Raw genomic sequence first — 18,456 nt, forward strand, 5'->3', positions numbered from 1 at the left:
CCTGAGGAACTGCCGCTCACGTACACTGGCGCAATGACCGTGAACCGCCCAGATTCCGCGCCAGCGAACCCCTCAGAGGGCGAACCAGCAGCGGATCTGCCGAATCTTCCGCTCCTCGACGACGCCATCAGTTATGACGCCATCGAGAAGAAGCCGACCTGGCGTGGATGGATTCACGCCGGCACATTTCCGCTCGCAATCGTGCTGGGCATCATCCTCGTCGTGGCAGCAGACGGACCGGCCGCGAAGGCGAGCACCTCGGTGTTCTTCATCTGCTCGCTGCTGCTGTTCGGGACGAGTGCGCTGTATCACCGCATCAACTGGAGCCCGAAGGTCAAGGCGATATTCAAGCGACTGGATCACGCGAACATCTTCCTGCTGATCGCCGGTTCGTACACGCCGATCACCGTGCTGGCCCTGCCGCCGGAGAAGTCGGCGGTGCTGCTCTGGCTGGTCTGGATCGGCGCCGGCCTCGGCATCCTGTTCCGGATTTTCTGGATCGGCGCTCCGCGGTGGCTCTATGTGCCGCTGTATCTGCTGCTGAGCTACGCCGCGTTCGCGTTCATTCTCGACTTCTACTCCTCAGCGCCCGTCATGATGACGCTGATTCTCGTCGGAGGAGTCTTCTACACGGTCGGCGCCGTGATCTACGGCCTGAAGAAGCCCAACCCCGTGCCCGGTGTCTTCGGATTCCACGAGATCTTCCACACCCTGACGCTGCTCGCATTCCTGTCGCACTGGACAGGAATCTTCATCGTCGCGACTAACCCGCCGGTGTTTTAGGGGGGACGTCGCCCTCGGGCGACGGTCGGCCCGCCGGCGTTACTCCGGGGCGTAACCCCGGTTCTGCATCAGCGGCGGCGAGCGCCTGCTCGGCCTGCTCTATCGCGAGCTGCTCCCGAATCTCGCCGCGGTAGCGGACCTTGCGCACACGGCGGGTCATGTCGACGAGCAGCAGCACCGTGGCAATCGCGATCACGAACGTGACGGCGAACCCGACCACGCCGGGTGTGATCAGGTTGACATCGCCCTCGTACGCGGGAAGCGGCGTCGGTGTGGTGTCGGCCCAGACCGTCGCTAGCGAATCGAAGATAGTCATGGTGAATCCTCATCAGTCAGATCGATGCCGGCAAAAAAGTCACTCTCGGGCAACGGTGATTCCACCGTCGAGTGCACCAGCTGGAAGTCTTCGAACGGCCACGCCTCACGCTGAACGTCGTTCGGCCAGAAGAAGAAGGGGCTGTCCGGTGCGACCTGGCTGGCGTGGGAGCGCAGCGCGGCATCCCGCACATCGAGGAAGTCGCCGACGGGGATGTGGCTCGTGGCGAGGGACGGTCGCTCCCCCATCCAGCCCTGAAGCTCCTTCATGCCGTCGAGGCCGGAATGCGACTGGGCCTCCATGACCTCGATCATCTTCGACACCCTGTTCGAGTTGAAGATGCGGTCGTAGTAGACCTTCGGGATGCGCCAGGCCGGGCCCTGCTCCGGATACCGGGCGGCATCTGCCGCGGCCTCCCAGGCGTACATCGAGATCTCGTGCGACCGGATGTGGTCAGGATGCGGGTACCCCCCGGTTTCGTCGTAAGTGACGAGCACCTGGGGTTTCACCTCACGGATGATGCGCACGAGCGGTTCTGCGGAGATCTCGAGCGGTACGAGGGCGAAGCAGTTCGCCGGCAGCGGCTCGGTGGGGCCCTCGTCGGTGAGCGTGCCCTCCGGGAGTCCGGAATCCCGGTACCCCAGCCAGCGATGCTCGACTCCCATCAACGCCTGCGCGCCGGCCATTTCCCTGCGGCGCAGCCCGGCGATATCCCGCTCGGCCATGGCCATCGGTTCGAGAGTCGGATTCTGCACATCACCCAGTTCGCCGCCGGTGCAGCTGACGACTACCACCTGCGCGCCACTCTTCGCGTACGCAGCGTAGGTCGCCGCACCCTTGCTCGACTCGTCGTCAGGGTGAGCGTGTACTGCGAGCAGTCGACGTGTCACCGAACTCCTAGGTTGTGCCTCTAGCCTTGAGGTACCAATTCTACTGGAGTCGTGCGTGTCGAAACCTGAGTCACCCGTCGTCACCGACGACAAGGCCGCGACCACCGCGGCCTCGCTCGATGCACGATACGGGCGCTCGACGTCATCGTCGAGGCGCAACCGTTTCATCGGGATCATCACGGCGGCGGCGTTCACCGTGGTCTTCGTCGCCTGGGCCATCTGGGGCGGGCTCGTCGGGGCTCCCAACGCACAGTTCAGCGCCGTCGACGCCCGGCACACGATCGTCAGTGACAGCGAGGTGGATGTCACGTGGGAGTTCACCGCCCCGCCGGGAACCGCTGCCCGGTGCGCCGTGCAGGCACTGAACTCGACCTTCGCCATCGTGGGCTGGAAAGAGGTGGATGTGCCGGCATCCACGCAGATCACCCGTGTCTTCACCGAACGCGTGCTCACGACCGAGCTGGCCGTCACCGGGTTGATCTACCGCTGCTGGCTCACCTAGTCTGGGTAGATTCAGCACGGAACCGGCCGGGAACGGCCGGTTCCTTTTTTTCAGGAGAGCACCGTGGCCCAAGCACATTCGGAAACCTGGTTGACCCAGGAAGCGTTCGACCGCCGCACGGCGGAACTCGAACAGCTCTCGGGTGAGGGTCGCCTGGAGATCGCGAAGAAAATCGAATCCGCGCGCGAAGAGGGCGACCTCAAGGAGAACGGCGGCTACCACGCCGCGAAAGAGGAGCAGGGCAAGATCGAGGCGCGCATCCGCGTGCTCACCGAACTGCTCAGGCACGCGACAGTCGGTGAGGCCCCGGCATCGACCGGTGTCGTCGAACCGGGAACCGTCATCACCGCCACGATCATGGGCGACGAGTCGACCTTCCTCATCGGCAGCCGCGAGATCGTCGGCGACAGCGACCTCGATGTGTACAGCGAAGGCAGCCCGCTGGGCACAGCGATCATCGGCCTCAAGGTCGGCGACGAGACCAGCTACACGGCACCGAACGGTAAATCCATCGCCGTAAAGATCATCAGCGTCGAGACCTACCTGCCCTGACTCTCATCATTCAGGCTTTCATCATTCAGGAGGTTGTGTGACCTCTGTGGCTGCAGTGATCTGCGGGGTCACATCAGACTCGCGGACCACTCCAGCCCCACAGACTCCTGAATAATGAAAGGTCAGAAGTCGATGCGGGGCTCGTAGCCCTCGTCACGAAGCCTGGCTAGCACCTCTTCGGCGTGCTCCGGGCCTCGCGTCTCGATGTGGAGCTCGAGCTCGACCTGGCTGATCTGCATGCCGTTGCTGTGCCTGGTGTGCAGCACCTCGACCACGTTCGCGTTCGCTTCGGCGACGATGGCTGCCGTGCGCGCGAGCTGGCCGGGGCGGTCGGGCAGCGGAATGCGCAGGCGCAGGTAGCGCTCCGAGGTGGACAGCCCGTGGCTGATGACGCGCTCCATCATCAGCGGGTCGATGTTGCCGCCACTCAGGATGGCGACTGTCGTGCCGCTCGCGGTCACCTTGCCTGCGAGGATCGCCGCGACTCCCGCAGCTCCCGCCGGCTCGACGACCAGCTTCGCCCGCTCGAGCAACACGAGCAGTGCCTGGGCCAGGTCGTCCTCTGAGACGGTCACGACCTCATCCACCATCGCCTGCACGATCTCGAAGTTCAGTTCGCCGGGGCGCGCTACGGCGATGCCATCGGCGATCGTGGGTGTCATGGGCACCTCGGTGGGCGTGCCCATCTGCAGCGACATCGGATACGGCGCCGCGTTGGCCGCCTGCACCCCGATGATGCGCACGGTTCGCCCGTCGAGCGCGGCGCGCTGTTTCACGGCGCTGGCGACGCCGGAGATGAGCCCGCCCCCGCCGATCGGTATGACGATGGTGTCGACGTCGGGCCGCTGGTCGAGGATCTCGAGACCGACTGTGCCCTGGCCGGCGACCACATCGGGGTGATCGAACGGGTGGATGAACACCGCCCCGGTCGTGCGTGCGAATTCCGCCGCGGCCCTCAGCGGCTCCGTGACCGAATGGCCCCGCAGCACGACATCGGCGCCGTAGGCCCTGGTCGCCTGCAGTTTGGGCAGGGCAACGCCGAGCGGCATGAAGATGGTGGACGGGATGCCGAGCTCGCGCGCGGCAAACGCGACGCCCTGGGCGTGGTTGCCGGCCGACGCCGCGACGACGCCCCGTGCCTTCTCTTCGTCGCTCAATCGCGAGATGCGGTTATAGGCTCCGCGGATCTTGTACGACCCTGTGCGCTGCAGATTCTCGCACTTGAGGAACACCGGCGAGCCGAGCACCTCGGCGAGGTATCGAGAGCTCTCCATGGGAGTGACGTCTGCCACGCCGGACACGCGATCGCGCGCCTCCTGGAACTCAGCCAGGGTGGGGCCAATGTTGGTGTTAAGCATTAGGAAGAAGTTCCTCCGCTGTGGGACGCGGGTTGGTCTTCCCCTCACCGCCTGCAATGTATTTCACCATGACATTGACTGTCGCAATGACCGGAACCGCAAACAGGGCACCGGGGATGCCCGCCAGGAAGGATCCGGCAGCTACGGCGAACACGACAGCGAGGGGATGCACCTTCACCGCAGACCCCATCACGAGCGGCTGCAGGATGTGCCCCTCGACCTGCTGCACGAGCAGAACTATGCCGAGCATGAGCACGGCGGGCAGCGGCCCGAGGTAGACGAGGGCGATGAACACGGCGATCGTGCCGGTGACGAGTGCGCCGACCACCGGGATGAAGGAACCGAGGAACACCGCGATCGCGATCGGGATCACGAGCGGGAAGCCCCCGAACACGAGGCCCAGGATCCATGCGCCGAGACCGATGCCCGTGGCATCCACCGCCGCAACGAAGATCTGCACCTTGACGAAGGTCGTCAGCGTGATCCAGCCGGCGTGACCGGAACCGTCGACCGCAGTCCGGGCCGTCCTGGGGAAGAGCCGCACCATCCAGGACCAGATCCTCTTACCGTCGATCAGGATGAACAGGGTCGCGAAGATGGCGAGAAGAAGGCCGGCGAGCACATGGCCAGCGGTCGAGCCGAGCGAGAGAGCGCCGCTCAGGAGCACCTGACTGTCCCGCTGGATCGCGGTGACGGCCTGCCCGATGAATCCGTTGAGCTGGGCGTCGTCGATCTGGAAGGGTGGACCGGCCAGGAACTGCTTGAAGTCGCCATAGGCCGCGATCGACCGGCGCTGAAGGTCGGGGTATCCACTGCGGATCTCGGCGACCACGACGAAGACGAGTCCGGACACGATCGCGATAGTGCCGAGCATGGCGACGGCGACCGCGAGCGGTTTGGGCCAGCGATGCCGCACCAGCCACTGCACGAGAGGCACGAGAAGCGCCGCGACCAGCACGGCGACCATGAACGGCACGACGATATCGCGCAGCTGGATGATCAGGAAGATGAACACCGCAATCACGCCGGCCACCAGCAGAATGCGCCAGGAATACGCCCCCGCGATCCTCAGTGCGGGGGGCACCGTCGCCTCGCCGCTGGCGAGGGGACGTTCGGGCGCGATGTCGCGGTTCTTCCTGCCGAAGTTCATGCACCAATTCTAGGCAGCGGCACCCTGACGGCAGCCCGATATGACCCCATAGCAACGGTAAAGTTGGAGGCCAGGAAGGAAGCCGATGACACCGGAAGCCAGTGGAACGCCGAGCGCCCCCACCTCGACGCGCACGAACCGCCGCCGCCTGGTGCTTGCCGTCGGCTCAGGCCTCATCGCCATGGTCATCGCCCTTGGTGCCGTCGTCGTCGACCTGTCTGCGTCGCGAGCACAGCTCCAGTCGCAACTCGAGCAGAACAGGCGCGACATCAACGCCCTCACCAAGCAGCTCTACTGGGCGCAGCAGCAGCTCGACGAGGCTCGCTGACGTTCGCTGGCGTTCGCTGACGTTCACTGACGTTCACTGACGCGAGTCAGGTCGTGCGGCGCACAGCGCTGACCGCAGCACCCTTGAGCCTCAGGAACACGACGTCTCCGAGCTGCGGCCTGACGTCGACGTCATGCTGGATCGAGACCAGGGACTCGTCACTCAGGGCCACCTGGGTGCGGCGGAGACTGCCGAGAAAGCTCGACGTGACGACGGTGGCGCGGATTCCCTCGCTCGCGAGAGCGACGTCCTCCGGGCGGATGTACGCGGTGACGGGTCCGTCATCCATCGGTTCACCGAGCAGCTCCATGCCCACGCCGTGGGCGACGACCCTGCCGTCGATGAGATCGGCCGGGATCCTGTTGCTGAGCCCCACGAAGTCGGCCACAAACGGAGTGCGCGGGGTGGCGTAGAGCTCCTCGGGAGTTCCGATCTGCTCGATCGCTCCGTCGCGCATGACAGCGACCCGGTCGGCCACGGCGAGAGCTTCCTCCTGGTCGTGGGTGACGAAGACCGTCGTGATGCCGAGCTCGGTCTGGATGCGACGGATCTCGTCGCGCAACTGCACCCGCACTTTGGCATCGAGCGCGCTCAGCGGCTCGTCGAGCAGCAGCACCCTCGGTCGCGTCACCAGCGCGCGGGCGAGGGCCACACGCTGCTGCTGGCCGCCGGAAAGCTGGTGCGAGAAGCGCTCGGCAAACGCGGCGAGCCCCACCATGTCGAGCGCTTCTGCGGCCCGCCCGCGACGTTCGCCCGCAGCGACCTTGCGCATCCTGAGCCCGAATTCGACATTCTCGATCGCCGTCATGTGCGGGAAAAGCGAATACGACTGGAACACCATGCCGATGTCGCGCTTATTGGTGGGCACCGCCGCGACGTCCACTCCGTCGATGACGATGCGGCCGGAGTCAACGAGTTCGAGACCGGAGAGCGCGCGAAGGGCCGTGGTCTTGCCGCAACCGGACGGACCGAGCAGAGCGACGAACTCCCCGGGTTTGATCGTGAGGTCGATCGCGTTGAGAGCACGGTGCGTGCCGAAACTCTTGACGACGGCCTCGAGCTCGACGGCAGCCCCGGTGGCGGTGGCGGTGGTTCCGGGAGCGATGCTGGTCATTCTGTTCTCCGATTGCGTGGGGCGCCGAGCCTGCCGATGAGAAGCAGGAGGCCGAAGACGACGGTGAGCGCCAGGAGCGCGAAGATCACGGCGGCGTACGGGTCTGACTGGGAGACCTGCAGCAGCGCGGTCTGGAGGTTGTTGCGGTTGAGGAGGCTGGCAATGGTGAACTCGCCCAGCACCACGGCGACCGAGATGAAGGATGCCGCCAGCACTCCCCTGCGCAGGTTCGGAAGCAGCACGAGCCGCAGCACGGTCGGCCAGCCTGCGCCGAGCGAACGGGCGGCCTCGCTGAGCGTCACCACGGGCACGGCATCGAGGTTGGACTGGATCGCCCTGTACGCATACGGCAGAACGGTGATGCCGTACGCGAAGGCGAGGGTCCAGGCTCCGCTTCCGAACACCCTGACCACGATCCCGTAGACGGGAGCGAGCCCGACGACGAGCACGATCGCCGGAACGGTGATCGGCACTATGCAGATGAACTCGAGCACGCGTCTGAGTTTCGGAAACTGCAGGTGCACGAGGATCATCGTCGGCAGCAGCAGCACGAGCACGATGCCGACGGTCACGATCGCGAGCACGACGGAGTTTCCGACGGCCTGCAGCAGCCCGCGATAGGTGCGGGCGGCATCCTCGCCGACGAGGCCCGTCCAGTGGTCGAGCGTGTTGTCACCTCCGAGTCCGTTCCTGAAAGTGAACTGGATCATCGCGATGATCGGGATCGCGAAGACCGCCCCGACGACACCCAGGATCAGGCCGCGCGTGATGCGGCTCGGCTCGGCTCCCAGCCGTCTCGCGGCGCTCACTTCTGCCACCTCGAGGTGCGCGACTGCAGCACCGAGTAACCCCACATGACGACGACCATGACCACGATCATCCCGAGCGCGAGCGCCCCTGCCATGTTCTCGCGGCCGAGCACCGTCTCGCTGATGAGGGCGCCGCGGATCTGCAGCGGCACGATCGGGGAGCCCTGGCTGACCAGGGCCGCCGCTGTCGCGTAGGAGGAGAAGGCGTTGGCGAACAGCAGCAGCAGGCTGCCGATGAACGATGGCGCGAGCACGGGAATCGCGATGCGGGTCCAGTACGTGAATGGCGTGCCACCGAGTGTCGCGTTGGCCTCCGCCCACGTGATTTTCAGGCCCTCCAGGGCGGGCATGAACGTGATGACCATGAGTGGCACCTGGAAATACAGGTAGACGACGAGAAGCCCGGGCACCTGGTAGAGCCATGGTCCACTGGCGAAGAGGTCGACGCCGAACACCTCGGCGAGGATCCTCGTCACGAGCCCCTGCGTGCCGATGGTCGCGATGAACGCGAAAGCTAGCATGACACCGCCGAACTGGGCGAGCACGCTGGAGATGGAGTCGATGGTCGCGCGAAGCGCACCCTCGGCTTTCGTGCCGAGCAGGGCGTAGCAGACCAGGGCCCCCACGACGGCCCCCACGACCGCCGTGACAGCGGAGACGAGGAACGAGTTGCCGAACGTCGCGAGCACGGTGGGTGCGAAGATCCCCATCACGTTGTCGAAGGTGAACGCGCCGTCTTCGGTGAAGAAGCCCGTCGTCACCGCGAGGATCGTGGGGATAGCGAGAAACAGGATCACGTAGAGCGCGAACGGGGTGAGCCCGAGAAACTTGCCGACGCCGCGTCGCGCGGGCCGGACCTGAGCCGGCCCTGAGAGCGGGTGACGCCGGGGGGTGGCCCCGGCGTCACCGCTGGTCAGTGCTGGCGCCTGAGCGACAGTCACAGTGGATGTGTGCCGCTAGCCGATCGCGGCGGCCCACTTCTCGGCGAGGATGGCGGCGTTGGCCTCGGCCTGCTCGGCCGTGGGGGTGACGAGTTCACCCTTCAGCTCGCCGAGGGTGTCGAGAGCCGCGGTGTCGACGGTGCCGGAGTCCTGCAGCGACTGGATGGTCACCGGGTACGCCCCACCGACGATGAAGAGGTTCTGCGCCTCGGCACTGTAGAGGAATTCCTGCCAGAGTCGGGCTGCCGCCGGGTTCGGGGCATCCTTGTTGATGGCCTGGTTGTAGAAGCTCGTGTAGACCGCACCGGGAAGCGTGGTCACCTCCCAGCCGTCGACCGTGGCCGCGGCGGCGAGGTTGTTGTAGCTCCAGTCGAAGACGACCTTCGTCTCGCCCGAGGCGATCGTGGCGCCGGTGGCGTCGACCGGCAGGAAGTTGCCAGCCTGCTTCAGCTTCTGGAAGAACTCGATACCGGGGGTGAAGTCGTCGAGCGTTCCGCCCTCCTGCACCGTGGCGAGTCCGAGCGCGGCGAAGGCGGCTCCAGCCTGGGTCGGGTCGCCGTTGAGAGCAACCGCACCCTTGTAGTCAGACCCGAGAAGGTCGTCGAGGCTCGTCGGCTTCGGCACGGAGTTGGAGTCGTAGCCGATCGACATGCTGCCGGTGTAGTCGTTGACGTACAGGCCGGTCTCCTCTTTGTTCTCCGCCGGGATCTCGTCCCAGTTGGCGACCTGGTACGGCGCGAAGTAGTCGAGGCTGTCGAGCGTGACGGCAGTACCGAGGTCGAAGACGTCGGGTGCGGTGTCCTGGCCCTTGAGGTTGTCGGCCGCAGCGATCTCTTCTGCGCTCGAGATGTCGGGGTCGGCCGAGTTGACGGTGATGCCGTACTTCTCCTCGAACAGGGCCTTGATCTCACCGTAGTTGGCCCAGTTGTCGGGCAGCGCGATGACGTTGAGCTGCCCTTCGGCCTGGGCCGCGGCGATGAGGGCATCCATTCCGCCGAAGTCGTCAGCACTCGTGGCGATACTCGCATCGACATCGGATGCCTCGGGGGTGCTGGTCGCGCAGGCGCTGAGGGTGATCGCGGCAGCGGCGATAACCGCAACGCCCGCGAGGTGACGCATTCTGAACAAGGGTTCCTCGTTTCGTGCCTCCGGCCGCCCGCGAGTGGACCCCCTCCGAACAGGCCCTGCCGCACAGCGGTGGGGGGAAGCTCGGCAGAGGAAAGCGGGCAGTGGGGAACCGGATGGCCTGTGAGCACGCTAAGGAAGGTGGGGGCCAGAACGGCGACCGAACGGTGAACGGAACACGAACGGCGGCTGTCGACGCGGCGCTGCACCTGTTCGTGCGCCGCTGTCGGCCCCTTTCGGTATCGTCGGGGCGTGGTCGTATCCGTGTCAGCAGTGCAGGCCCGTCGCATCGCGCTGGCGGCACAGGGTTTCGGGCGCAGAGCCTCTGCGAAGCCGACCGCGACCATCGGCACCCGGCAGCTGAACCAGCTCATCCGGCGGCTGGGTGTGCTGCAGCTCGACTCGGTGAACGTGTTCGAGCGCAGCCACTACCTGCCGGCGTTCGCCCGGTTGGGCACCTATGACACGTCGCTACTCGACGCCCTCACGTTCGGACCGCGGTCGAACTACACCGAGGCGTGGGCCCACCAGGCGGCGATCATCCCGGTTGAATCGTGGCCGTTGTGGCGCTGGGCGATGGATGAACGGCGCGGGCCCGCGAACAACTGGGGTCGCTGGGCCGAGGCACACGCGCCCATGCTCGACTTCCTGCGGGCCGAGCTGGCCGAGAAGGGTCCGCTGCCGGCCGGAAAGATCGAACACGAGGCGAACACGCGAACCGGTCCGTGGTGGGGCTGGTCGGATGTGAAGACCGGGCTCGAGTGCCTGTTCATGTTCGGTGAGGTGGTCGCCGCCGGGCGCACCAGGTTCGAGCGCACGTACGCGCTGGCCGAGCAACGGCTGCCCTCCGAGATCGTCGGGCGCAGCATCCTCAAGCAGGATGCGGTGCGCGAACTGGTGAGGTCGGCCGCCGAGGCTCTCGGCATCGGGACGGTGCGTGACATCGCCGACTACTGGCGGCTCCCCCAGGCAGTCACGAAGACCGCCCTCGCTGAACTGGTCGACTCGGGCGACGTCGTACCCGTGCGCGTCGAGGGCTGGCCGCCGGCCTACCTGCACCGCGACGCCCGGATCCCCCGGCGCATCGACCACATGGCGCTGCTCTCGCCCTTCGACCCGATCGTCTGGGAGCGCAACCGGGCGCTGCGGATGTTCGACTTCCACTACAGGATCGAGATCTACACGCCGGCACCGAAGCGGATCTTCGGCTACTACACGCTTCCTCTGCTGCAGGATGATGCGATCGTGGGCCGCATCGACCTCAAGACCGACCGGCAGAACTCGGTGCTGCTCGTGCAGTCCGCCTGGCGTGAGGCCGGGGCATCCGTCGACCTGGACCGCGTCGCCACCCTACTGCGCCAGACCGCCGCCTGGCAGGGGATGGACGGCGTAAAGGTGGTCGGCCGCGGCGACCTGAGCGCGGACCTTGCCGGTGCGCTGGCCGCGACCGGCTGACGCCGCCGGACTGCGCACCCATCAGACACCGCACGCATCCCGGCAGCAGCCTCCCGCCCTCACACCGCATGCATCCCGGCCGCAGTCTCCCGCCCTCACACCGCAGGCATCCCGGCCGCAGTCTCCCGCCCTCACACCGCAGGCATCCCGGCCGCAGTCTCCCGCCCTCACACCGCAGGCATCCCGGCCGCAGTCTCCCGCCCTCACACCGCAGGCGAGTGTTCCGCTTCTACGCCCAGAACCGTGGTGCAGGCCACGGAAGCGGAACATTCGGCGCCGGCGAGCCGTCGAGACCAGCTCAGCGGCGCGCGCGTGCTGATCAGAAGCAGCTAGAAGCCGCCGCCGATCCTGCCCAGGCGCGCGATGCGCTCGGCCAGCGGCGGGTGGGTGCTGAACAGGCGGTCCATGATGCCGGGCTTCGTGGGATCCGAGATCCACATGTGCGCCATGGTCGAGTTCTGCCTGGCCATGGGGCGACTGTGGTCGGCGAGTTTCTGCAGGGCACTGGCGAGGGCATCAGGATGCCGCGTGGTGAGCGCCCCCGTGGCATCCGCGAGGTATTCGCGCTGGCGCGAGATCGAGGCCTGTACTGCCGCGGCGACGATCGGTGAGATCACGAGCGCGGCGAGGCCGACGACGATCATGATCGGGTTGCCGCCGTTGTTGTTGTTATTGCCGCGACCGCCGAACAGCGTGTAGCGGAGTGCGATGTCAGAAATGAAACCGACGGCCACGACCAGGCCGAAGACGATCATCGACACCCGGATGTCGTAGTTCTGCACGTGGCCCATCTCGTGGGCCATGACGCCCTCGAGCTCGTCGTCATCGAGCAGCTCGAGAAGACCGGTGGTCGCCGCGACAACCGCATGCTGCGGGTCACGCCCCGTCGCGAAAGCGTTGGGCGCGAAATCGCTGATGATGTAGACCTTCGGCATCGGCGTGCCGGTGGTGATCGACAGGTTCTCGACGATCCGGTACAGCCTCGGATTATCGGCCTTCTGGATCTCGATCGCGCCACTGATCGACAGCGCCTGGCGCGACGCGGCGAAGTACTGGATGATCGTGAAGATCCCGGCGCCGATGACCGTACCGATCGTGATCGTCAACGGGTCGCCCCCCATCAGGAAGCTCAGCGCGAAGCCGAGGAATCCGATGATGATGACGAACAGGATGATGATGAAGACCGTGTTGCGCTTGTTCTTCGCTATGGCGCGATACATCTAAACTTCCCGCTCACGCTGAGTAGAAGAAGGCGAGATCAGAACTGCACGCGGGGCGGTTCTGCGATGGCTGCGGCATCTGTCACCTCGAAGAATTCGCGCTCCGTGAAGCCGAGGTTGCGCACGAACAGGGTGTTGGGGAACACCTTGATCTTCGTGTTGAGCTCGCGCACGCCACCGTTGTAGAAGCGACGGCTGGCCTGGATCTTGTCTTCGGTGTCGACCAGTTCGCCCTGCAACTGCAGGAAGTTCTGGCTGGCCTGCAGCTGGGGGTACGCCTCGGCCACGGCGAAGATGCTCTTCAACGCGCTCTGCATGTGGTTCTCGGCTGCGGCCGCATCGACCGGTCCCTGCGCGCTGAGGGTCTCGGCGCGCGCCTTGGTGACGGCCTCGAAGACGCCCTTCTCGTGCGCTGCGTAGCCCTTGACCGCCTCGATGAGGTTCGGCAGCAGGTCGGCACGACGCTTGAGCTGCACCGTGATGTCGCTCCACGCCTCGTCGACGCGCACGTTGAGGGTGACCAGCGAGTTGTACGTCGACCACAGGTAGATGCCCACGATCACGACGAGCAGAACGATGACGCCAATGACGATGAGGAATTCCATGGCGCCATACTATCCGAGCACCCCTCTGTTTCAAGGGTCGGGCTCCGCTCTCCCAGCTTCGCCCTAGGCTCGACGTATGCCATCGACACTCGAGATCTCTGCCGCCGACGCCATCGATGAGCTCACGGCCCTCGTGCCCGACTTCCCGAAACCGGGCATCATCTTCCGCGACCTGACACCCGTGTTTGCCGACGGCCGCGCACTGAGGCTCGTCACCGATGCGCTGGTCGAGCCGTTCAGAGGGCGGGTGGATGTGGTTGCGGGCGTCGAGGCCCGCGGATTCGTGCTCGCCGCGGCCGCCGCCTACGCCCTCGGGGTGGGGGTCGCCGTGATCCGCAAGGCCGGCAAGCTGCCCCGCGACGTGATCTCGGAAAGCTACTCCCTCGAATACGGTGAGGCCACCCTCGAGGTGCAGCCCCACGACCTGCCGTCAGGATGCCGCGTGCTGGTGCTCGACGACATCCTCGCCACGGGCGGAACACTGGCCGCGGCGACGACGCTCGTGGAGCGGGCCGGCTGGACGGTGGCCGGCGTGAGCGTCGTGCTCGAGCTCGACGGGCTGGGTGGACGCCAGGCACTGCCGGGTCGCGACATCCGCTCCCTCGTCATCGCATAGCGGCACCGTCTAGGTCCGGGCGCGCAACACCTTCTGCAGCCAGTGGTACGAGCGCTTCGGCGTGCGATCCTGCGTGTCGGCGTCGACCCGGATCAGGCCGAAACGCTGCTCGAATCCGGCGGCCCATTCCCAGTTGTCGAGCAGGGTCCAGATGTAATAGCCGCGGAGGTCGACGCCTGGCACCCCCTCGAAGGCTGCAGCGAGATGGTCGGCGAGATAGCTCACCCTGTCGGCGTCGTCGATGGAGCCGTCGGGCGACACCGCATCGTTGAAGCTCGCCCCGCCCTCCGTGATGTACACCGGCGGCAGCACACCCTCGTAGCGGGTGGCGTATTCCCTGAGCGTCTCGGTGAGGAACTCAGCGGCGATGGGCCAGCCGAAGGCGGTCTTCGGAAACTCCAGCAACGGGGCGAGGTGGAAGGGGAGGGACCGGATGGCCACGGTGATCCCGTCCGGCGTCATGTCGTCTGACGGTGCGCCCACCCGGATGCGCGAGGGCATGTAGTAGTTGAGCCCGTAGAAGTCCAGCGGCTGGGAGATGATCTTCAGGTCGGCCGGGTCCACTTCGATGAGTGGCTTGAACAGTTTGCGCGACAGGAACGGGAACTTCGGGTACTGGCCGAGCAGCACAGGGTCGGCGAAAATGCGGTTGTGGATGATGTCGAAGACCTCGGCATAGGCCCTGGTCTTCATGTTGTCTTTGGCGGGATGCACCGGCGAATGCACGTTCGTGATGCCGATGCCGCCCGTCACTCCGACCGACCGCAGGGCCTGCACGGCGAGTCCGTGGCCGAGCAGCTGGTGGTGCGCCGAGATGAGCGAGTCGAACATGAGGGTGGCACCCGGCGCGTGGATTCCGAGCGCGTAGCCGTTGAGAGTAACGGTGGTGGGCTCGTTGATGGTGACCCACTTATCGACCCTGTCGCCGAATGCCTCACCGGCGAGCAGGGCGAAGTCGGCGAAACGACTGGCGGTGTCGCGCAGCATCCACCCGCCCTTGTGTTGCAGCGGTTCGGGCATGTCCCAGTGGAACAGGGTGGCCATCGGCTTGATCCCCGCCGCGAGCAATTCGTCGATCAGCCGGTCGTAGAACTGGATTCCGGCACGGTTCGGGCCGCCGGATCCTCCGGGCTGGATGCGCGGCCAGCCGAGCGAGAACCGGTACGAGTCGATGCCCAGCTCCTTCATCAGGCCGACGTCTTCGCGATAGCGGTGGTAGTGGTCGGTGGCGATCGAGGCATTGGACCCGTCGGCGATGCGACCGGGCTGTCCCATGAAGTCATCCCACGTCGATGGCCCCCGGCCGTCTTCGCGCACCGCGCCCTCGATCTGGAACGCCGCCGTCGACACACCGATCTCGAACCCGCGGGGCATGGTCTCCGCGAACCCTTCGGGATCGTGAAGCCATTCGCTCGGTGCGTGCTGTCGCGTGATCCCTCGAGTGCTGTCGCTCATTCGCCCAAAACTTTCCGCAGATAATCGTTCGCGAATAACCGCCCGGGGTCGAGCCTGTCACGGATCGCGAGGAAGTCGTCGAATCGCGGATACGCCGGGCGCAGGCTCGCGGCATCGCGATGGTGCATCTTGCCCCAGTGCGGGCGACCGCCGAAACTCATCATGATCGATTCGACCGCAGCGAAATACTCGGTCGGATCCTCGCGGAAGTAGCGGTGGACGGCGATGTAGCCGGTGTCTCGACCGTGGGCGGTCGACAGCCAGTTGTCGTCGGCGGCGGTGGCGCGCACCTCGACGGGGAACGTGATGCGCCAGCCGTTGCGCTCGATGGTTGCGCGGATCTCGCGGAGGGCATCCGGAACATTCTCCCGGGGGATCGCGTATTCCATCTCCCGGAATCGCACCCGCCGCGTCGAGGTGAAGACGGGATGCCAGCTGTCGGTGATCTCGCGCGTGGCGACGAGCCGCTCGGAGAGCCGGTTGAGTGGCGGGGTGGTCGACGGCATCCTGACGCCGAGTTCGCATAGTGCCGCGTACAGCCGATTGGGCAGCAGTTCATCGTCGACCCAGGCAGCCAGTCGCCCCTGGACCTTGCGAGGAGTACTCGCGGGCAGCCGCGTGTTGGACTTGGTCAGGGCGGAGGTGGTGTGTGCGAACCAGTAGAACTCGAAGTGGTCGACGGATGACGCGCGGTGCGCCCAATCGTCGAGAACCTCCTCGAGCGGCTCGGCCTTCTCGACGGCGTGCATCATGAAGTCCGGAACGCACCTGAGGGTCACGTCGACGATGACGCCCAGCGCGCCGAGGGCGAGCCTGGCCGCGGGGAGCAGCTCGGGATTCTGGTCACGGCTGATGGTGAGCACGCTGCCGTCCGCGGTCACCAGGGTGATCGCCACGACCTGGGTAGCCAGGCCACCGAACGCCGTCCCAGTGCCGTGGGTGCCGGTCGAGGTCGCACCGGCGACGGTCTGCGAGTCGATGTCGCCCATGTTCTCGAGCGCGAGGCCGAGCGGAGCCAGCAGGGCGGGTAGCTGATGCAGATAGGTGCCGGCGCCGACCCTGACGAGGTTGCCATCGACCGAGAGGATGCCGCCGAGCCCGGCGACGTCGAGCTGCACGCCGTCCGTCGCGGCAATGGAGGTGAAGCTGTGACCGGCACCGATCGGCTTGAGGGTGAGCCCATGATCGCGGGCGAAATCCACGGCAGCCACTACGTCATCGATCGACGACGCCGTGGCGATCCAGGCGGGATGTGCGCTCACCGAGCGCCCCCAGTTCTGCCACGGCCGGCCAGCGGTGATGCTCGAGGTGGTGATCGTCACAGGAACGCCTTTCCTTCTCCACGGTATGTCGGCATCATTTCGGTGATCTTCCCGTCTTCGACTATCGCGAATTCATTCAGGTGCTCGCTCAGCTCCCCGGCTTTGGTGTGCCGCAACCACACCCGGTCTCCGACGGAAAGCGCGCCGGCACCCGTGAGGGGAGTCTGCACCTCCCCCGCCATCTCGCGGGTGACGAATCCGAGACCGGGAGGCCAGACCGGCAGCGGGAGTCGATCGGGAGCCGGTGGTCCTGAGGCGATCCAGCCGCCGCCGAGCATGGTCGCCATCTGCGGAGTCGGCTTCCGCACGACCGAGAGGGCGAAGGCCGCCGCGGGCGCGGGCTGGAAGTGGCTGTAGCCGTCGAAGAGGTGCGGGCCGAAGAGACCGCTTCCCGCCGCGATCTCGGTGACAGAGGGGTCGGATGCCGTCAGCTCGAGCGATCCGGTGCCGCCACCATTCACGAACTCTAGTTCGGTGAGGTTCGCGAGGGCGGAGACCACTTCGCCGCGGCGATGGATGATCTCCTCTCCCGAGTTCTTCTGCATCCAGTCGAGGACACGCCCGATCACGGGTTTTCCTGCGGGTCGGTTGACGACGCCGGCGATCTGGGATTCGTAGGCCATGAGTCCGACGAGGGTGAAGCCGGGTCGGGAAACGATGGCCCTGGCGAGTTCGGTGGCCTGGTCGACGGTGTACACCGGCGAACGGAAGACACCGATGTATCCGAGCATCCGGGATTTCCAGGAGGCGTTGAGCTCGATACACACCCGGATGTTCTCTCGCCTGCCTGGCGGCACCGCAGCATCCACGACGTCGAGTTGCTCGATCGAGTCGACCATGATCGTGACCCGGCTGGCGAGCAGTGCCGAGCTGCCGAGGGCGACGATCGATGTGCGATCGACCGAGGGATAGCCGACCACGACATCGTCGATGGTTTCGGCGAGCCAGAGCGCCTCGGCGAGCGTGTAGGCGAGCACTCCCCGGTAGCCGGGCAGGGCCAGCACCGCGTCGATGACGCCCCTGACGCGCACCGACTTGCTCGCGACCCGGATCGGTGCGCCCTGCGCACGGCGCAGCATGTCGTGCGCGTTGAAGGCGAGAGCCTCGGTGTCGATGGTTCCGAACGGTGTGTCGAGCCCTGCCGTCGATTCCGACAGCCTCGGCCAGTACTCCTGGGGCGCGAGCCAGGGCTCCGTGACGGGCCTCGTGAGTCTCATGCGCGGCCGCTCCGGATCGTGGTGGGCATGAGCTCTGGTTCCGCGAGCCGCGCAATGGCGGTTGCCGCGAGCTCGATCGTGCGTTCCGCTGCGGCGGTGTCACGGTCGGCGAGCCACGCCAGCGTGATCCCGTCGGTGATCGTCACGACGAATCGAGCGACGTCGGCCAGCGGATCCTTCCACGTCACCCCCGCGGCGAGAGCTGCGCTGCTGAGCAGTTCGGTGGCGGCCCGGTGGTAGCTCTCGTACTGCGCCCTGGCGAGATGATCGAGACCGGGTGTGACCAGCGCATACTGCAGCAGTTCCTGGAGTGCACGCTCGTGCTCCGGATCCGCCCGCACGTACTCGAAGAAGGCGTGGATGCCGTCCAGTACAGAGTCGCGGATGTCGCTCCCCGGCTTGAGCGACAGGCTGGCTGCTTCCATTTCACCATCGACGACGCGCTGCATGACCTCGGTGAGAAGTTCGTCGCGGGAGCGGTACGCATAGTGGAAGCTCGCGAGCGACATCCCGGCCTCGGCCACGATCGCGCGGGTCGTCGCCTGGGACAGACCGCGCTGGCCGATGACCCGAAGGGCGGATGCCGCGAGCAGCACACGACGTTCGGTGACTGACAGTCGAACCACGTCGCCCTCCCCGGCCGGAATGGGTCAAGTGTCCCAGACGCTCGCCCCACTGCGCAACAACCGGATGCTCCA

General features: G+C 66.2%; 20 protein-coding genes. 6 read left to right on the forward strand and 14 right to left on the reverse strand.

From position 1 onward, the window contains the following. Positions 1-33 precede the first annotated feature (33 nt). Positions 34-783: a PAQR family membrane homeostasis protein TrhA gene (gene trhA / locus IWX81_RS06165; RefSeq protein ID WP_199280311.1), complete on the forward strand. Its 750-nt coding sequence runs from the start codon at positions 34-36 to the stop codon at positions 781-783. Here trhA and IWX81_RS06170 read toward each other — a convergent pair. Both IWX81_RS06170 and mca read right to left on the reverse strand, forming a co-directional pair. Next, positions 764-1,099 carry a hypothetical protein gene (locus IWX81_RS06170; protein ID WP_199280312.1) on the reverse strand — a complete coding sequence of 112 codons (336 nt, stop codon included), beginning with the start codon at positions 1,097-1,099 and terminating at the stop codon, positions 764-766. The two genes, trhA and IWX81_RS06170, sit on opposite strands and share 20 nt — an antisense overlap. Next, positions 1,096-1,989 (reverse strand): mycothiol conjugate amidase Mca, encoded by an 894-nt coding sequence (gene mca, locus IWX81_RS06175; RefSeq protein ID WP_334593260.1) that lies wholly within the window; start codon positions 1,987-1,989, stop codon positions 1,096-1,098. Before mca ends, IWX81_RS06170 begins: the two co-directional genes overlap by 4 nt. Before the next feature lie 55 nt (positions 1,990-2,044). Here mca and IWX81_RS06180 point away from each other — a divergent pair, with 55 nt between their 5' ends. Further along, positions 2,045-2,491 (forward strand): DUF4307 domain-containing protein, encoded by a 447-nt coding sequence (locus IWX81_RS06180; RefSeq protein WP_199280314.1) that lies wholly within the window; start codon positions 2,045-2,047, stop codon positions 2,489-2,491. Between the two features lie 63 nt (positions 2,492-2,554). Next, entirely contained in the window at positions 2,555-3,043 is a 489-nt protein-coding gene (gene greA, locus IWX81_RS06185) for a transcription elongation factor GreA (RefSeq protein WP_199280315.1), read from the forward strand. Between the two features lie 122 nt (positions 3,044-3,165). Here the strand turns inward: greA and ilvA are convergent, their stop codons facing one another. Together ilvA and IWX81_RS06195 are read right to left on the reverse strand one after the other, a co-directional pair. Further along, positions 3,166-4,401: a threonine ammonia-lyase gene (gene ilvA / locus IWX81_RS06190; protein WP_199280316.1), complete on the reverse strand. Its 1,236-nt coding sequence runs from the start codon at positions 4,399-4,401 to the stop codon at positions 3,166-3,168. Then, positions 4,394-5,551 (reverse strand): AI-2E family transporter, encoded by a 1,158-nt coding sequence (locus tag IWX81_RS06195; protein ID WP_334593262.1) that lies wholly within the window; start codon positions 5,549-5,551, stop codon positions 4,394-4,396. The genes ilvA and IWX81_RS06195 overlap by 8 nt, the downstream gene beginning before the upstream one ends. 85 nt (positions 5,552-5,636) lie before the next feature. On the opposite strand from IWX81_RS06195, the gene IWX81_RS06200 reads away from it, so the two are divergent. After that, positions 5,637-5,879 carry a hypothetical protein gene (locus tag IWX81_RS06200; RefSeq protein ID WP_199280317.1) on the forward strand — a complete coding sequence of 81 codons (243 nt, stop codon included), beginning with the start codon at positions 5,637-5,639 and terminating at the stop codon, positions 5,877-5,879. 46 nt (positions 5,880-5,925) lie between these two features. On the opposite strand, the gene IWX81_RS06205 is transcribed toward IWX81_RS06200, so the two are convergent. The 4 genes from IWX81_RS06205 to IWX81_RS06220 are packed head-to-tail and all read right to left on the reverse strand — an operon-like array spanning position 5,926 to position 9,871. Next, positions 5,926-6,993 carry an ABC transporter ATP-binding protein gene (locus IWX81_RS06205; protein WP_199280318.1) on the reverse strand — a complete coding sequence of 356 codons (1,068 nt, stop codon included), beginning with the start codon at positions 6,991-6,993 and terminating at the stop codon, positions 5,926-5,928. Next, positions 6,990-7,802, reverse strand: coding sequence for an ABC transporter permease (locus IWX81_RS06210; protein WP_334593265.1), 813 nt, complete (start codon positions 7,800-7,802; stop codon positions 6,990-6,992). Before IWX81_RS06210 ends, IWX81_RS06205 begins: the two co-directional genes overlap by 4 nt. Beyond that, positions 7,799-8,743: an ABC transporter permease gene (locus IWX81_RS06215; RefSeq protein WP_199280319.1), complete on the reverse strand. Its 945-nt coding sequence runs from the start codon at positions 8,741-8,743 to the stop codon at positions 7,799-7,801. Before IWX81_RS06215 ends, IWX81_RS06210 begins: the two co-directional genes overlap by 4 nt. A gap of 15 nt (positions 8,744-8,758) precedes the next feature. Then, a complete protein-coding gene (locus IWX81_RS06220; protein ID WP_334593267.1) occupies positions 8,759-9,871 on the reverse strand; it encodes an ABC transporter substrate-binding protein in 1,113 nt (370 codons plus the stop codon). 249 nt (positions 9,872-10,120) lie between these two features. Between IWX81_RS06220 and IWX81_RS06225 the strand changes: the two genes are divergently transcribed. Then, a complete protein-coding gene (locus IWX81_RS06225) occupies positions 10,121-11,323 on the forward strand; it encodes a winged helix-turn-helix domain-containing protein (protein WP_199280320.1) in 1,203 nt (400 codons plus the stop codon). A gap of 329 nt (positions 11,324-11,652) precedes the next feature. On the opposite strand, the gene IWX81_RS06230 is transcribed toward IWX81_RS06225, so the two are convergent. Further along, positions 11,653-12,543 carry a M48 family metalloprotease gene (locus IWX81_RS06230; RefSeq protein WP_199280321.1) on the reverse strand — a complete coding sequence of 297 codons (891 nt, stop codon included), beginning with the start codon at positions 12,541-12,543 and terminating at the stop codon, positions 11,653-11,655. A gap of 38 nt (positions 12,544-12,581) precedes the next feature. Further along, on the reverse strand, positions 12,582-13,148 hold the full coding sequence (locus IWX81_RS06235) for a LemA family protein (protein ID WP_199280322.1): 567 nt from the start codon (positions 13,146-13,148) through the stop codon (positions 12,582-12,584). 76 nt (positions 13,149-13,224) lie between these two features. Between IWX81_RS06235 and IWX81_RS06240 the strand changes: the two genes are divergently transcribed. Then, positions 13,225-13,764, forward strand: coding sequence for an adenine phosphoribosyltransferase (locus tag IWX81_RS06240; RefSeq protein WP_199280323.1), 540 nt, complete (start codon positions 13,225-13,227; stop codon positions 13,762-13,764). A 9-nt stretch (positions 13,765-13,773) separates the two neighbouring features. Here IWX81_RS06240 and IWX81_RS06245 read toward each other — a convergent pair whose 3' ends face one another. From IWX81_RS06245 to IWX81_RS06260, 4 genes are read right to left on the reverse strand one after another with little or no spacing between them, the layout of a single operon-like run. Further along, positions 13,774-15,219: a GH1 family beta-glucosidase gene (locus IWX81_RS06245; protein ID WP_334593273.1), complete on the reverse strand. Its 1,446-nt coding sequence runs from the start codon at positions 15,217-15,219 to the stop codon at positions 13,774-13,776. After that, entirely contained in the window at positions 15,216-16,541 is a 1,326-nt protein-coding gene (locus IWX81_RS06250; RefSeq protein ID WP_334593275.1) for a D-arabinono-1,4-lactone oxidase, read from the reverse strand. The genes IWX81_RS06245 and IWX81_RS06250 overlap by 4 nt, the downstream gene beginning before the upstream one ends. After that, positions 16,538-17,758: an alanine racemase gene (locus tag IWX81_RS06255; RefSeq protein ID WP_199280324.1), complete on the reverse strand. Its 1,221-nt coding sequence runs from the start codon at positions 17,756-17,758 to the stop codon at positions 16,538-16,540. Before IWX81_RS06255 ends, IWX81_RS06250 begins: the two co-directional genes overlap by 4 nt. Further along, positions 17,755-18,384 carry a TetR/AcrR family transcriptional regulator gene (locus IWX81_RS06260; RefSeq protein ID WP_199280325.1) on the reverse strand — a complete coding sequence of 210 codons (630 nt, stop codon included), beginning with the start codon at positions 18,382-18,384 and terminating at the stop codon, positions 17,755-17,757. Before IWX81_RS06260 ends, IWX81_RS06255 begins: the two co-directional genes overlap by 4 nt. Between the last annotated feature and the right edge of the window lie 72 nt (positions 18,385-18,456).

This window comes from Salinibacterium sp. CAN_S4, from assembly GCF_015752305.1.
In the GTDB taxonomy this organism is placed as follows: domain Bacteria; phylum Actinomycetota; class Actinomycetes; order Actinomycetales; family Microbacteriaceae; genus Rhodoglobus.

Coding starts and splice junctions, on each gene's coding strand:
- IWX81_RS06205 (WP_199280318.1), bottom strand. CDS start 6,993: ATGACCAGCATCGCTCCCGGAACCACCGCCACCGCCACCGGGGCTGCC.
- IWX81_RS06235 (WP_199280322.1), bottom strand. CDS start 13,148: ATGGAATTCCTCATCGTCATTGGCGTCATCGTTCTGCTCGTCGTGATC.
- IWX81_RS06200 (WP_199280317.1), top strand. CDS start 5,637: ATGACACCGGAAGCCAGTGGAACGCCGAGCGCCCCCACCTCGACGCGC.
- IWX81_RS06245 (WP_334593273.1), bottom strand. CDS start 15,219: ATGAGCGACAGCACTCGAGGGATCACGCGACAGCACGCACCGAGCGAA.
- trhA (WP_199280311.1), top strand. CDS start 34: ATGACCGTGAACCGCCCAGATTCCGCGCCAGCGAACCCCTCAGAGGGC.
- IWX81_RS06195 (WP_334593262.1), bottom strand. CDS start 5,551: ATGAACTTCGGCAGGAAGAACCGCGACATCGCGCCCGAACGTCCCCTC.
- IWX81_RS06255 (WP_199280324.1), bottom strand. CDS start 17,758: ATGAGACTCACGAGGCCCGTCACGGAGCCCTGGCTCGCGCCCCAGGAG.
- IWX81_RS06240 (WP_199280323.1), top strand. CDS start 13,225: ATGCCATCGACACTCGAGATCTCTGCCGCCGACGCCATCGATGAGCTC.
- IWX81_RS06230 (WP_199280321.1), bottom strand. CDS start 12,543: ATGTATCGCGCCATAGCGAAGAACAAGCGCAACACGGTCTTCATCATC.
- IWX81_RS06170 (WP_199280312.1), bottom strand. CDS start 1,099: ATGACTATCTTCGATTCGCTAGCGACGGTCTGGGCCGACACCACACCG.
- ilvA (WP_199280316.1), bottom strand. CDS start 4,401: ATGCTTAACACCAACATTGGCCCCACCCTGGCTGAGTTCCAGGAGGCG.